The following is a 14,405-nucleotide window of genomic DNA, read 5'->3' as shown; positions in this document are numbered from 1 at the left end:
CTTGTAAACGCCCTCGCCGTCGACAAGATAGCGCTCCCGCCCCCAAGGAGGCGGCAAAAATACTGCGCGGCTGTGAAAGGGCCATGACGGGAGCCATGACAGAATGATCGGACTCGTGCTTGTGACGCACGGTCAACTGGCTGAGGAGTTCCGCCATGCCGTGGAACACGTCGTCGGACCGCAGGAGAATTTCGAGACCGTTTCAATCGGCGCCGATGACGATATGGCGCAGCGCCGCAGCGACATCATCAATGCCGTCGCCCGCGCCGACACCGGCACCGGCGTCGTCGTCTTGACCGACATGTTCGGCGGCACGCCGTCGAATCTCGCCATCTCGGTGATGGAAGCCGGCCGTGTCGAGGTCATCGCCGGCATGAACCTGCCGATGCTGATCAAGCTGACCAGTGTGCGCAAGGCCGACAATATGCCGGGCGCGCTCGACGAAGCGCAGGCGGCAGGGCGCAAATACATCAATGTTGCAAGTCAGGTGCTGAGCGGCAAATGAGCGGCATGCCCTACTCGCCCGAGAAGGGCCACGTCATCCGGGACCTGGCCATCGTCAACCAGCGTGGCCTGCATGCACGCGCTTCGGCGAAGTTCGTCCAGATCGCCGGCGAGTTCCAAGCCTCGATCAGCGTCGAGAAGGACGGCATATCGGTCGGCGGCACCTCGATCATGGGCCTGATGATGCTTGCCGCAAGCCCCGGCTGCACGATCCGGGTGACCGCAAGTGGGCCCGAGGCCGACCAGGCGATGGAAGCGCTTGCGACACTCGTCGCCGCGCGCTTTGGCGAGGAGTGCTGATCGCCGGGTATCTGCCCAGTGACATGCACGAATAAAGATTTCTTTATGTCCCATTGTCGATGACGGCCTGATCTGGTAGTCAGGCCGATCTTTCGCGCGCCCTTTCAAGCCTCCCGCTTTGGCGCGCAGCAAACAGGAATCGGAGCAAGCCATGACGGGTAGCAAGGATTATCTGGTCGCCGACATTTCGCTCGCCGGCTGGGGTCGCAAGGAAATCGAGATCGCCGAAACCGAAATGCCGGGCCTGATGGCCTGCCGCGAGGAGTTCGGTGAAGCAAAGCCGCTCAAGGGCGCGCGCATTTCCGGCTCGCTGCACATGACCATTCAGACCGCCGTGCTGATCGAGACGCTGAAGGAACTCGGCGCCGACATCCGCTGGGCTTCGTGCAACATCTTCTCGACCCAGGATCACGCTGCCGCGGCGATCGCCGAAGCCGGCATCCCGGTCTTCGCTGTCAAGGGCGAGACCCTCGAGGAATACTGGCAGTACACCGACCAGATCTTCCAGTGGACCGATGGTGGCGCCACCAACATGATCCTCGATGATGGCGGTGACGCCACCATGTACATCCTGATCGGTGCCCGCGCCGAAGCCGGCGAGAACGTGCTGTCCAACCCGGGCAGCGAGGAAGAAGAGATCCTGTTCGCCCAGATCAAGAAGCGCATGGCCGAGACGCCAGGCTTCTTCGCCAAGCACAAGGCCGCCATCCGTGGCGTCACCGAAGAGACCACGACCGGCGTCAACCGCCTCTATCAGCTGCAGAAGAAGGGCCTGCTGCCCTTCCCGGCGATCAACGTCAACGACTCGGTCACCAAGTCGAAGTTCGACAACAAGTATGGCTGCAAGGAATCGCTGGTCGACGGCATCCGCCGCGGCACCGACGTCATGATGGCCGGCAAGGTCGCCGTCGTCTGCGGTTACGGCGACGTCGGCAAGGGCTCGGCCGCCTCGCTCCAGGGTGCCGGCGCCCGCGTCAAGGTCACGGAAGTCGATCCGATCTGTGCGCTGCAGGCGGCGATGGACGGCTTTGAAGTGGTCACCCTCGAGGATGCCGCTCCGACCGCCGACATCGTCATCACCACGACCGGCAACAAGGACGTCATCACCCTCGATCACATGCGCCTGATGAAGGACATGGTCATCGTCGGCAACATCGGCCACTTCGACAACGAGATCCAGGTCGCTGCTCTGCGCAACCTCAAGTGGACCAACGTCAAGCCGCAGGTCGACATGATCACCTTCCCGGGTGGCAAGCGCATGATCCTGCTGTCGGAAGGCCGTCTGCTCAATCTCGGCAACGCGACCGGCCATCCGAGCTTCGTCATGTCGGCCTCGTTCACCAACCAGACGCTGGCCCAGATCGAACTCTGGACCAAGCCCGGCCAGTACAAGAACGAGGTTTACGTGCTGCCCAAGCACCTCGACGAGAAGGTCGCCCGCCTGCATCTCGACAAGCTCGGCGCCAAGCTGACCACGCTGAGCGATGAGCAGGCTACCTATATCGGCGTCACGCCGAAGGGTCCGTTCAAGCCGGAACACTACCGCTATTAACCATATTGAATAAACATACCACATATTGAAGCCGGGCGATTGACTTTCGCCCGGCTTCTCTTTTTGCGCAATCGCCTCCTTCACGGCGATTCGCCTACCGGGTATTGTGACGTGATTCGTCACGCGCCCGTCCTCGGCGGGATTTTGGGGCGCTTCAGGGCGGTCTTGCATTCAGGCGGCGGAGAGGAACAAGACATGCCGGGGGAATACCCGCTTCCAGCGGGACAGGCCGTTTCCGGCGGCCACCAGGATTCGCAGATGGGCCGTTCCGACGGCAGGTGGCAGACCATGCGTCGGCTCGGTGGCCGCGCAGCTGTCGTCCTGCTTGGCGCTACAGCTCTCTGCACGCCTTTCGGCTTTGCCCATGCCCAGCAGGCATCCGTTGCCGGCCTGCCCGTGAGCACCGCCGAAGTCATCCAGCTTGCCATGTTCGTCGGCGTGATGGGGGCGGCCCTGATCTCCGCCATCGCGCTGATCCGCGAAAAGGGCCGCATCAGCGCCGAGAATGTCGAGCTGCGCGGCCGGGTCGCCGACCTCAATGCCTCGCTGCAGCGTTCCGAGGCCCTGCTCAATCTGCGCGACCAGCGGGTCATCGTCTGGGCCAACGAAAACAAGAAGCCCGAGCTTGTCGGTTCGCTGCCGATCGAGACCGGGGCACCGGATGACCGTGCCGCGTTCCTCGGCTTCGGCCGCTGGCTGATGCCGCGTTCGGCTGCCGCACTCGAAAACGCCATCGCCGCCTTGCGTGACAAGGGAACCGCTTTTGAACTGATCGCCGAGACCCACGCCAACGCCGCGCTCGAGGTCCATGGCCGCAAGAGCGGCGCGCATGTCATCGTCCGTTTCGTCTCGATTTCCGAGGCGCAGCGCGGCCAGGCGCGGCTGAAGCTCGAAAATCAGCGCCTGAGCGCCGAATACGAGACGCTGGTCGGCCTGATGGACGCCATCGACATGCCGTTCTGGATGCGCGATGGCGATGGCCGCCTGAAATGGGTCAACAAGGCCTTCGCCAAGGCCGTCGAGGCGGTGGATTCGTCGGCCGCCATCCGCGACGGCAAGGAATTCCTCGGCACCCAGTCGCGCGAGGCGATCGTCCAGCAGCACCAGACAAGGCCTCTGTTCCAGCAGACGCTCTCGACCGTCATCGACGGCGACCGCAAGATGTTTGCGGTCACCGATCTGGTCGGCAAGGAAGGCTCGGCCGGCATTGCCGCCGACATGAGCGCTGCCGACGCCATCCGCGAGGAATACAGCCAGGTCGTACGCAGCCACGCCGATACGCTCGACCAGGTTGCCACTGCCGTCGCCACCTTCGACGCCGGACAGAAGCTGCGCTTCTACAACAACGCATTCCAGAAGCTCTGGGATCTCGACGCTGGCTACATCTCGAGCGCACCCGACAATGCGCTGCTGCTCGACCGCCTGCGCAGCGAGCGCAAGCTGCCAGAGCAGCAGGAATGGCGCCGCTGGAAGGAGAACCTGCTGTCGGCCTATCGCGCCGTCGATCCGCAGGAGCATCTCTGGCACCTGCCCGACGGCCGCACCATCCGTGTGGTTGCCAACCCGCAGCCCAAGGGCGGCGTCACCTGGGTATTCGAGAACCTGACCGAGCGGATCGATCTCGAAAGCCGCTACACGACAGCCGTGCGTGTGCAGGGCGAAACCCTGGACAATCTGGCCGAAGGCGTCGTCGTCTTCGGTCCCGATGGGCGTATCCGGCTGTTCAATCCGGCCTTCGGCCAGCTCTGGGGCGTCTCGCCTGAAGCACTGCGGCAGAACACCCACATCTCCGCCATCCGCGCCGAATGCGACGGCCGCGCCGACGACAGCCCGTGGGGCGATTTCGTCTCCGCCGTTACCGGCTTCGACGAACGCAGCGACCGTCATGGCCAGACCGAGCTCAAGAACGGCTCGGTGCTGCAGCATGCCGTCATCCATCTGCCCAACGGCCAGGTGATGCTGACCTTCGTCGACGTCACCGACAGCGTCAATGTCGAGCGCGCGCTGAAGGACAAGAACGAGGCGCTGCAACGCGCCGACCAGATCAAGAACGAGTTCGTCCAACACGTCTCCTACGAGCTGCGCTCGCCGCTGACCAACATCATCGGCTTTACCGAGCTGTTGTCGCTGCCCGGCACCGGGCCGCTGTCGCCGCGCCAGCGCGAATATGTCGAGCATATCGGCTCGTCGTCGGGCGTGCTGTTGACCATCGTCAACGACATCCTCGACCTCGCCACCGTCGATGCTGGCATCATGCAGCTCGACATCTCCGAGGTGCATGTCCACCGCGCCATCGAGGCCGCCGCCGAGCTCGTCGCCGACCGGCTGGAAGAGCACGCGATCAAGCTCGCCATCGAGATCAAGGGCGCGCCCAAGAGCTTCAACGGCGACGAAACCCGCGTGCGCCAGATCCTCTACAATCTGCTCAGCAACGCGGTGAACTATGCGCCGGTTGCGAGCACCATCACGCTTGCCTGTCGCCAGCGTGCCGAGGGCATTGAATTCTCCGTCCATGATGACGGCCCGGGCATGCCGCCCGAAGTGCTCGACACCATGTTCCAGCGCTTCGAATCCCGCGTCAATGGCGGCCGCAAGCGCGGCGCCGGCCTTGGCCTGTCGATCGTCAAGAGTTTCGTCGAGCTGCATGGCGGCACGGTTCGCATCGACAGCGGCAAGGATCTTGGCACCACGGTCATCTGCCTGTTCCCAGACGTGCCCGCCGGCGTCCGGGTAGCGGCGGAGTAGCAGGTTTGACGATGGCCAGATCGCTGGAACGGCACCTGCCCGACGAGGCCGCCACGACGCAGTTGGGCGAGGACCTTGCCATGGCGGTGCGGCCGGGCGACGTATTCCTGCTCGATGGCGATCTCGGAGCCGGCAAGTCGACCTTGGCGCGCGGCCTGATCCGCGCCTTGGCCGACGATCCCGCCCATGAGGTGCCGAGCCCGACATTCACGCTGGTTCAGAGCTACGACACGCCGGTCCCCGTCCACCACTTCGACCTCTATCGCCTGTCCTCGTCCGAAGAGCTGGAAGAGCTTGGCTTCGACGAGGCGGTGAACTCGGGCGTGGCGCTTGTCGAATGGCCTGAGCGCGCCACCGATGCCATGCCGGCAAGCAGCTTGCGGATCGCGTTTCGGCATGAAGGCGATGGCCGTCGCGTGATTGTTACAGGCGATGGTCCGGCCTTCGACCGCGTCGCCCGTTCGCTCGCCATGCGCGACTTCCTGGCAGCTTCAGCTTGGGGCTCGGCTCATCGCACCCGTTTCATCGGCGACGCATCGGCGCGAGCCTATGAGACGGTGACGCTCGAAGGCCATGCGCCGCTGGTGCTGATGAACTCGCCGCGCCTGGCGCTCGGCCCGCCTGTCCGCGACGGCAAGCCCTATGCCGAGATTGCACATACCGCCCAGACCGTCGCCGCCTTCGCCGCCATCGACCGCGCTCTTGCTGCAGGTGGCGTCACCGTGCCCGCCATCGTTGCCCAGGATCTCGACCAGGGCTTTCTGCTGCTCGAACATCTCGGCTCAGGCGCCTTTCTCGATCCCAGCGGCAAGCCCGTCGCCGATCGCTATGCCGCAGCGGCAGAGCTGCTGGCTATGATTCACGGGAAACACTGGGACGACCGGCTCGAGGCAGCATCAGGCGTTGTCTACCAAGTGCCGCCCTTCGACCGTGACGCGCTGATGATCGAGGTCGACCTCCTGCTTGCCTGGTACGTGCCGGCAGTCACCGGCGCCCCGGCACCGGATGCGCTGCGCGATGGTTACCATGCCGCCTGGAACGCCGTCTTCGACCACCTCGCCGACAAGCAGCATGGCCTGGTGCTGCGCGACTACCATTCGCCCAACATCATCTGGCGCGAAGACTGTCACGGCCATGACCGTCTCGGCATCGTCGACTTCCAGGACGCGCTGATCGGGCCCGTCGCATACGACGTCGCCTCGCTCGCCATGGATGCGCGGGTCACCGTGTCGACCGACATCGAGCGCAGCACTGTCGATGCCTATGTTGCGGCTCGTCATGCCGCGGGTGGCTTCGACGAGGCCGCCTTCCGCGAGGCCTATGCCATCATGGCGGCGCAGCGCAATTCGAAGATCCTCGGCATCTTCGTCCGCCTCGACCGGCGCGACGGCAAGCCGCAATATCTCAGGCACCTGCCGCGCATCAGGGACTATCTGCAGCGCGCGCTCTCTCACCCGGCACTCGCCGAACTACGCGACTTCTACCGCGAAAACCGCCTGCTCGAGGAGTTCTGACGGTGAGTGGGCCTGTCCAAAATCCCGCCGTGGCCATGGTTCTCGCCGCCGGCCTCGGCAAGCGCATGCGGCCGATCACCGAGACGATCCCCAAACCGCTGGTGCGGATATCGGGCAAGACCCTGCTCGACTGGGGCCTCGACAGCCTCGCTGCGGCTGGCGTCGAACGGGCCGTGATCAATGTCCACTATTTGCCCGACCAGATCGTCGAGCATGTCGCTTCCCGCCAGGCGCCGCGCATCGAAATCTCCGACGAGCGCGACGGGCTGCTCGATTCAGCCGGCGGCATCGTTCGGGCGCTGCCCTGGCTTGGCACGGCACCATTCTACATCGTCAATGCCGACACGTTCTGGATCGACGAAGGTATGCCCAACCTGACCCGCCTCGCCCTTGCCTGGGATGCCGGGCGCATGGATATTCTGCTGATGCTGGCCAATCTCGAACAGGCGACCGGACACTCCGGGAGCACCGATTTCCTCGTCGCATCGGACGGCACCTTGCGCCGTGCCAAGAGCGCGCCCGGAGGCCTGATCTATGCGGGTGCTGCGATCGTCCACCCACGACTGTTTGCCAAAGCCGCAGAGACGCCGCACTCGCTCAACCTTTACTTCGACGAAGCCATTGCGGCCGGCCGGCTCCATGGCATGCGCATGTCGGGCAGCTGGATCACCGTCGGCACCCCCGATGCTATCGCGCCCGCCGAGGCCGCGGTGAAGAGGGCACTGGCGGAGGCGCAATGAGCGGCCGCGCGTCGCCACGCGTCTTTTCCATCCCGCCCGGCACTCCCTTCCTGCCGACGCTGGCGGCATCGCTGCTCGACGGCAGCCTGATCCCCGACTTCCGCTTCGACGGCGATCCGCTGGCGCTGGCCGACGTCACCATCTATGTGCCGACGCGCCGCGCTGCGCGCGCGCTGCGCGGGGTCTTCGTCGACGCCGGCGGCGGCAGCTCGGCGATCCTGCCTGTCATCAAGCCGCTCGGCGAGTTCGACGAGGACGAGGCGGCCTTCGAGGATGAGGGCGCTGGGGCGCTCGACCTCGCCCCGCCAGTTTCGGCCACCGACCGCCTGCTCCTGCTCGCACCCCTGGTGCATGCCTGGAAGCGCCGATTGCCCGCCCATGTCGCCGCCTTGTTCGAGGAGGAAATCGTCGTGCCGGCTTCAGCCGCGGATGCCATCTGGCTGGCGCGCGATCTCGCCGGACTGATGGACGAGATCGAAACCGAAGGCTCCGACTGGTCGCGGTTAGCCGGCCTGGTGACGGGCGAGTTGTCGGGCTGGTGGCAGGTGACGCTCGACTTCCTCTCCATCGTCACCAGCGCCTGGCCGGAAATGCTGAAGGAGCGTGGCCAGTCCAACCCGGCCGCCCACCGCAGCGCCCTGATCCGCGTTGAAGCAGAGCGTTTGAAAAGCAACCCGCCCGCCGGACCGGTTATCGCGGCTGGTTCCACCGGTTCGATCCCAGCCACCGCCGAGCTTCTCGCCGCCATTTCGCGCCTGCCGCGCGGCGCGGTCGTGCTTCCCGGACTGGATACCACGCTCGACCAGCGCGCCTATGAGACGATAACCGAGATCGGTGCCCGGGCCTCGGTCCTTGGCCACCCCCAATACGGCCTCGCCAAGCTGATCGGCAAGATCGGCATCCTGCGCGAAGACGTCGACGAATTGGGTGCGCCAGCTGGCGCCATGGTTCGCCGTGCAGCCATCGTCGGTGAGGCGCTGCGGCCGGCGGAAACCACCGACGCCTGGGCCGAAAAGCGCAGCACCGTCGACGATGTCGAGGTCGCCGACGCCTTCGCTGGCGTAACACTTCTCGAAGCCGCACATGAGCGCGACGAGGCGGCAGCCATCGCTATTGCGCTTCGCCAGGCGGTGGCGCAGCTCGGCCATCGCGCGGCACTGGTGACCAGCGACCGCAGCCTTGCCCGTCGCGTCGCCTCGGAGCTTAGACGCTTTGGCATCCAGGCCGACGATTCCGGCGGCTTGCCGCTGGCCAACACGCCGCCGGCTGCACTTCTGCGCACCATGCTCGCCGCCGCTTTCCGCCCGGGCGATCCGGTGGCCGTGCTGTCACTGCTCAAGCATCCGCTACTGCGTCTTGGCCGCGAGCGTTCAGCCGTCCGGCGCGCCGCCGAGACCATCGAGCTCGTCGTGTTGCGCGGCGGCGTCGGCCGGCCTGATGTCGCCGGGCTTTCCGAGGCTTTCGAAGCCCGGTTGACGCGCCTGGGTGGCGCGTCGCGCAGACCGTTCTGGTTCGACCGCATCAGCGCCCGCCGTATCGAGGAAGCCCGCGACATCGCCGACAGGCTCGTCTCTGGCCTGGCGTCCTTGCTTGCCTTGCGCGGCGACGCTCAGGTCGAGCTGGCAGCAATCGTTAGGGCGACAGTCGAGGCGCTGGAAAATCTTGCGCGCGATGAGCATGGCGGCCTCGGCACGCTCTATGACGGCGACGCCGGTGCCAAGCTCGCCGAAGCGCTGCGTTCACTGGTTGCGGCGCAGGCATCGTTCGGCTTTGCTGCCGACGAGTGGCCGGATGTCATGGACGCGCTGGTGGCGCCCGAGGCGGTCAAGCCGGCGCAAGGCGCTGACCGCGCCATTGCCATATGGGGCGCGCTCGAAGCCCGCCTGCAGACTGTCGACACGCTGGTCATCGGCGCCCTCAACGAGGGCAGCTGGCCGCGCAAGGCCGAGGCCGACCGCTTCATGTCGCGCGTCATGAAGACCGGCATCGATCTCGAACCGCCGGAACGCCGCATCGGTCTGGCAGCCCATGATTTCCAGATGGCGATGGGCGCGAAGAACGTCGTTCTGTCGCGCTCGGCCCGCTCGGGCGATGCGCCCGCAGTGCCGTCACGCTGGCTGCAGCGCCTGCTCACCTATCTCGGCCCCGACCATGCCGCGGTGTTGCGCAAGCGCGGCGAAAGCCTGCTCCACTGGGCACGTCAGCTCGATGCCGGTCAGAAGACAGAATTCGCGTCGCGTCCCGAGCCCAGGCCGCCGGTGGAGGTTAGGCCGCGCCGCTTCAGCATCACCGAGATCGAGACGCTGCGCCGCGACCCCTATGCCGTCTATGCCAGGCGTATCCTCGGCTTGTCGGCGATCGACCCGCTGGTGCGCGATCCAAGTGCAGCCGAGCGCGGCACGCTCTTCCACGACATCCTGCACCTGTTTTCGGCCTCTATCGTCGATCCGCGTGACCCCGCCGCATTCGACGCACTGATCGCCGCCGGCCGCCATTGCTTCGCCGAAGCGGCCCTGCCCGCCGACGTCGAGGCTGTGTGGTGGCCGCGTTTCGAGCGGCTGGCGGTCAACATCCTTGAATGGGAGCGCAGCCGCGCCGATGCGGTGGCCTCCCGCCACGCCGAGGAAAGCGCCTCGGCCGTCGAAGTCGGGCTCAGCGGCGCGACGCTGTCCGGTCGCGCCGACCGAGTCGACCTGCTTGCCGGCGGCATGGCAGACATCCTCGACTACAAGACCGGCTCGTCGCCATCCAAGGCGCAGGCGCACACGCTGATCTCGCCACAGCTGGCGCTCGAAGGTGCGCTTCTGCGCCGCGGCGCCTTCCGCGAACTCGGCAAGCGTGAGCCCTCGCAGCTCGCCTTCGTCAGGCTGAAGCCGAATGGCGAAGTGTTCGAGGAATCCATTCTCGAGCACAACCGCAAGCCCAAATCTGCCGTTGAGCTGTCGGAAGAAGCCTGGACCCGGCTGGAGCAGCTCCTGCTGCACTACAACGACCCGACGACAGGTTATCTTTCGCGGGCCCTGCCCTTCCGCGAAGGCGAGACCGATGGTGATTACGACCATCTCGCCCGCGTGCTCGAATGGTCGGCCGGCGGTGATGGCAGCGCGGAGGGCGAGGAATGAAGAAGGCGTTCTTCGTCCCCACCGAGACGGCAGAGCGCCAGGCGCGCGCCTCCGATCCGGGCAACTCGGTCTGGGTGTCAGCCAATGCCGGCTCAGGCAAGACGCACGTGCTGTCGCAGCGCGTGATGCGGCTTTTGCTGCGTGGCACCGATCCGTCGAAGATCCTGTGCCTGACCTATACCCGCGCCGCCGCCGCCAACATGTCGAACCGTGTCTTTGCCAATCTGTCGGAATGGACGATGCTGGCCGACGCCGAGCTGGCCGCGCGTATCACGGCACTCGACGGTGTCCGCCCTGACGCTGCCAAGCTGCGCCGCGCGCGCCGGTTGTTCGCCGAGGCGCTGGAAACGCCGGGCGGGCTGAAGATCCAGACCATCCACGCCTTCTGCGAGTCGGTGCTGCACCAGTTCCCGCTAGAGGCCAACATCGCCGCCCATTTCGAGATGCTCGACAGCCAGATGGAGGCGACGCTGTTCGCCACCGCGAGGCGCGACATGGTCACCGGCGCCGGCGAGCACAATCCCGAACTCGCAGAGGCTTTCGCCAAGGTGCTGGAGCGCGGCGGCGAGGCCGGGCTCGATGCGCTGCTCGCCGAGATCGTGCGCAAGCGCGATGGGCTACGCGCCTTCATCGCCCAGGTTCAAGACCTCAACTTCGAAGCGCTCTACGAGGAGTTCGGTTTTTCGCCCAGAGACACTGCCGAGGCCATCGCCGCTTCGATCTGGCCGCTTCCGGGCTTCGAGCCGGCCTTCTTCCACGAATTCGCTACAGCAGCCGAAGCCACCGATGCGCGCAGCGTGCTCAACAACATCCTGCCTTACGCCCGGCTCGCCTATGCCGAAGCCGATCCCATGCGCCGGCTGTCACTTCTGTGCAATGCCTTCCTCAAGGCCGACGGCGATCCGTACAATCCGTCCAGCGCCTTCAAGAAGGCTTTGCTCGACCGGCTGCCCGATTTGCCCGAGCGTTATGCGGCGACGGCAGCGGCCATCACCGAGGCCGCCGACCGGCTCGCCCATTTCCGCATGCTGGAGGCGACGCAAGCGGCACTGACGATCGCCGACTGGCTGATCGCCCGCTACGAGCGGCTGAAGACCGGCCGTGGCTTCCTCGATTTCAACGACCTGATCACCCGCACCGTCAACCTGCTGGCGCGCCCTGATGCCGGGCCTTGGGTGCAGTACAAGCTCGACAAGGGCATCGACCACATCCTGCTCGACGAAGCCCAGGACACCAGCCCCGACCAATGGGAAGTGGTGAAGCGGCTGGCAGAAGAGTTCTTCTCCGGCTTCAGCGCCCGCGACAATGTTCACCGCACCGTCTTTGCCGTCGGCGACGAGAAGCAGTCGATCTATTCCTTCCAGGGTGCCGCGCCTGAATCCTTCGACAACTCCAAGCATGAATTCGCCGGCCGCATCCGCGATGCCGATGCCCGTTTCGAGGATGTCACGCTGACCTGGTCGTTCCGCTCGACCGACGACGTGCTTTCGGCCGTCGACCGGGTCTTCGAGGACACCAGCGCCCGTCGCGGTGTCACCCGCGCGCCGGAGCCGCCGAGCCATAAGGCGATCCGAGCCGGCGCGGCAGGCTACGTCGAGGTCTGGCCCTCCGTCGGCGCCGATGCCGTCGACGAGCCCGACGACTGGCGCAAGCCCATCGACCATGCCCATGCGCCGGCCGTGGTGGTTGCCGAGCAGGTCGCCGCTACCATCCGAAAATGGCTCGACGAGCGCGAGATCATCGAAGGCACCGGCAAGCGGCTGCGCGCCGGCGACGTCATGGTGCTGGTGCGCAAGCGCGACCGCTTCGTCCATGCGCTGTCGCGGGCGCTGAAGCGACGCGACATTCCCGTCGCCGGCGCCGACCGGCTGAGCCTGCCAGGCCACATCGCGGTCAAGGACTTGATCGCGCTCGGGCGCTTCCTGATCCAGCCTGAGGATGACCTGTCGCTGGCTGCCGTACTGCGCAGCCCGATCTTCGGCCTGTCGGAAGATGCGTTGTTTACGCTTTCGGCCAATCGCTCTGGCGGACGGTCACTGATCGCCTCGCTGCGCGACCATGCGGCGGGCGATGCCGCGTTCGCCGAGGTCGCTGTGGCCCTCGAAGCCTGGGCGACCGAGGCTGCCTTCCGTCCGATCTTCGAGTTCTATTCCGGCGTGCTCTCGGGCGGTCCGAACCGCGATGGTGTGCGCCGGAAGATGATCTCGCGTCTTGGCCAGGAGGCCGGGGACATCCTCGACGAGTTCCTCAATTTCTGCTTGGCCGAGGAGCGCACCGGCCTGCCTGGTCTCGAGTCCTTTCTGTCGACGCTCGAAAGTGCCGACCCCGAGATCAAGCGCGAGATGGACCAGACGCGCGACGAGGTCCGCATCATGACCGTGCACGCCGCCAAGGGCCTGGAAGCACCGGTGGTGTTCCTGGTCGACAGCGGCTCGGCGCCGTTCAGCGACCAGCATCTGCCGCGCCTGATGCCGTTCGTTCCTCAAGCCCGACATTGGCAGGGCAAGGGATATCTCTGGCGCGCCGGGGCCGATGTCGCCAACGCCTTCTCCAAGAGCGCCAGCGCGCTTGCGCGGGATCTCGCCGACGACGAGTACCGGCGGCTGCTTTATGTCGGCATGACCCGCGCCGAGGACCGGTTGATCGTCTGCGGCTATCACGGCAAGCGCCAGCCCGGCCTCAACACCTGGCATTCGATCGTCAGTCGCGCGTTGTCGGTGGCGCCCGAGAGCGAGGAGCGCGGCCATCCCGTCATCACGGACAGGATCGTCCACCGCTTCCGTGTCACGCCATTGCCGGCGGTGCCCCTGTCGGCACCGGAATCGGCGGCTGGCGACAGGTCGCCCATCGAACCCTTGCCGGACAGTCTCTATGCCGCGCCGCCGCCCTTCGAAGATCTGCCGCGGCCGCTGTCACCGTCGGGTGCTTCCGCACTGATCGAGGAGACACAGGAGCCCGTGATCTCGGGCCGCTCGCCGGTGCTCGACGCCGAAGGCGAGCCGGGCTTTGCCATCGCCCGCGGCTCGGCCCTGCATCGCCTGCTGCAGATGCTGCCGCGCCTTGACCCGGAAGCACGCCAGTCCGCCGCCGAGCGTTATCTCGCCCGTACCGGCCGGGATTGGCCGGACGCCGAACGCGCCGGCGCGTTGGCCTCGGTCCTTGCCGTCCTCGGCGACCCGCGTTTTTCACCGCTGTTTTCGCCCTCCTCCCGCGCCGAAGTGTCGGTCATGGGCAGCCTCGACGTCAGGGGAAAGCCGCGCTCCGTGTCGGGCAAGATCGACCGCCTGGCGGTGACCGACAGCGAGGTGCTGATCGTCGACTACAAGACCAACCGGCCGCCGCCCGCTTCGTTTCAGGAGGTGCCGAACGCCTATGTCGTGCAGCTTGCACTTTACCGCGCGCTGCTCCGGCCGCTCTATCCCGGCAAGATGGTTTCGGCGGCGCTGCTGTTCACCGAGGCGCCGCGGCTGATCGCCGTGCCGGCTGAGGCGATGGATGCCGCCCTTGTTCGACTCACCCAAGCGTGACACAACGGGTGCTTGACCAAGGGTCCGCGCACTACCACATATGGCGCGACAAACAACTCCAAGAGGATCGCATCATGGCCACCGTCAAGATCGACAACAGCAATTTCAAGTCCGGCGTGCTCGAGGCCAAAGAGCCCGTCGTCGTCGATTTCTGGGCGGAATGGTGTGGCCCCTGCAAGATGATCGGCCCGTCGCTCGAAGAGATTTCCAACGAGCTCGCCGGCAAGGTCAAGATTACCAAGGTCAACATCGACGAGAACCCCGAGATCGCCGCCCAGTTCGGCGTGCGCTCGATTCCGACGCTGATGATCTTCAAGGACGGCGAAGTTGCCGACATCAAGGTCGGCGCGCTGCCCAAGACCGCGCTGTCGCACTGGATCAGCGGCAACGTTTGATCGCTC

The 14,405-nt window shown here is 65.8% G+C and carries 9 protein-coding genes; all 9 read left to right on the top strand.

All coding sequences use genetic code 11. The features are described 5' to 3' along the window. The first annotated feature begins 103 nt into the window (after positions 1 to 103). Positions 104 to 505 carry a PTS sugar transporter subunit IIA gene (locus tag DY201_RS03475; RefSeq protein ID WP_115729998.1) on the top strand — a complete coding sequence of 134 codons (402 nt, stop codon included), beginning with the start codon at positions 104 to 106 and terminating at the stop codon, positions 503 to 505. After that, positions 502 to 804: an HPr family phosphocarrier protein gene (locus DY201_RS03470; protein WP_115729997.1), complete on the top strand. Its 303-nt coding sequence runs from the start codon at positions 502 to 504 to the stop codon at positions 802 to 804. Before DY201_RS03475 ends, DY201_RS03470 begins: the two co-directional genes overlap by 4 nt. Before the next feature lie 151 nt (positions 805 to 955). Then, complete coding sequence (gene ahcY / locus DY201_RS03465) at positions 956 to 2,356, top strand: adenosylhomocysteinase (RefSeq protein WP_115729996.1); 1,401 nt, start codon at positions 956 to 958, stop codon at positions 2,354 to 2,356. 195 nt (positions 2,357 to 2,551) lie between these two features. Continuing rightward, positions 2,552 to 5,101 carry a sensor histidine kinase gene (locus tag DY201_RS03460; protein WP_115729995.1) on the top strand — a complete coding sequence of 850 codons (2,550 nt, stop codon included), beginning with the start codon at positions 2,552 to 2,554 and terminating at the stop codon, positions 5,099 to 5,101. An 11-nt stretch (positions 5,102 to 5,112) separates the two neighbouring features. Next, positions 5,113 to 6,615 carry a tRNA (adenosine(37)-N6)-threonylcarbamoyltransferase complex ATPase subunit type 1 TsaE gene (gene tsaE / locus DY201_RS03455; RefSeq protein ID WP_115729994.1) on the top strand — a complete coding sequence of 501 codons (1,503 nt, stop codon included), beginning with the start codon at positions 5,113 to 5,115 and terminating at the stop codon, positions 6,613 to 6,615. Between the two features lie 35 nt (positions 6,616 to 6,650). After that, positions 6,651 to 7,355, top strand: a complete 705-nt coding sequence (locus tag DY201_RS03450; RefSeq protein WP_115729993.1) for a nucleotidyltransferase family protein — start codon at positions 6,651 to 6,653, stop codon at positions 7,353 to 7,355. After that, positions 7,352 to 10,477, top strand: coding sequence for a double-strand break repair protein AddB (gene addB, locus DY201_RS03445; RefSeq protein ID WP_115729992.1), 3,126 nt, complete (start codon positions 7,352 to 7,354; stop codon positions 10,475 to 10,477). Before DY201_RS03450 ends, addB begins: the two co-directional genes overlap by 4 nt. After that, a complete protein-coding gene (gene addA, locus DY201_RS03440) occupies positions 10,474 to 14,004 on the top strand; it encodes a double-strand break repair helicase AddA (RefSeq protein ID WP_115729991.1) in 3,531 nt (1,176 codons plus the stop codon). The genes addB and addA overlap by 4 nt, the downstream gene beginning before the upstream one ends. Before the next feature lie 74 nt (positions 14,005 to 14,078). Beyond that, a complete protein-coding gene (gene trxA, locus DY201_RS03435) occupies positions 14,079 to 14,399 on the top strand; it encodes a thioredoxin (RefSeq protein ID WP_067955731.1) in 321 nt (106 codons plus the stop codon). Positions 14,400 to 14,405: the final 6 nt, after the last annotated feature.

The organism is Aminobacter aminovorans (assembly GCF_900445235.1).
Taxonomy (GTDB): domain Bacteria; phylum Pseudomonadota; class Alphaproteobacteria; order Rhizobiales; family Rhizobiaceae; genus Aminobacter; species Aminobacter aminovorans.
The sequence above is the reverse complement of the archived record's forward strand: the minus strand, read 5'-3'. Positions and strand labels throughout refer to the sequence as shown.

Bases quoted from the DNA above. Each gene is read 5' to 3' on its own strand.
- DY201_RS03475 (WP_115729998.1), top strand. From the start codon at position 104: ATGATCGGACTCGTGCTTGTGACGCACGGTCAACTGGCTGAGGAGTTC.
- DY201_RS03470 (WP_115729997.1), top strand. From the start codon at position 502: ATGAGCGGCATGCCCTACTCGCCCGAGAAGGGCCACGTCATCCGGGAC.
- ahcY (WP_115729996.1), top strand. From the start codon at position 956: ATGACGGGTAGCAAGGATTATCTGGTCGCCGACATTTCGCTCGCCGGC.
- DY201_RS03460 (WP_115729995.1), top strand. From the start codon at position 2,552: ATGCCGGGGGAATACCCGCTTCCAGCGGGACAGGCCGTTTCCGGCGGC.
- tsaE (WP_115729994.1), top strand. From the start codon at position 5,113: ATGGCCAGATCGCTGGAACGGCACCTGCCCGACGAGGCCGCCACGACG.
- DY201_RS03450 (WP_115729993.1), top strand. From the start codon at position 6,651: ATGGTTCTCGCCGCCGGCCTCGGCAAGCGCATGCGGCCGATCACCGAG.
- addB (WP_115729992.1), top strand. From the start codon at position 7,352: ATGAGCGGCCGCGCGTCGCCACGCGTCTTTTCCATCCCGCCCGGCACT.
- addA (WP_115729991.1), top strand. From the start codon at position 10,474: ATGAAGAAGGCGTTCTTCGTCCCCACCGAGACGGCAGAGCGCCAGGCG.
- trxA (WP_067955731.1), top strand. From the start codon at position 14,079: ATGGCCACCGTCAAGATCGACAACAGCAATTTCAAGTCCGGCGTGCTC.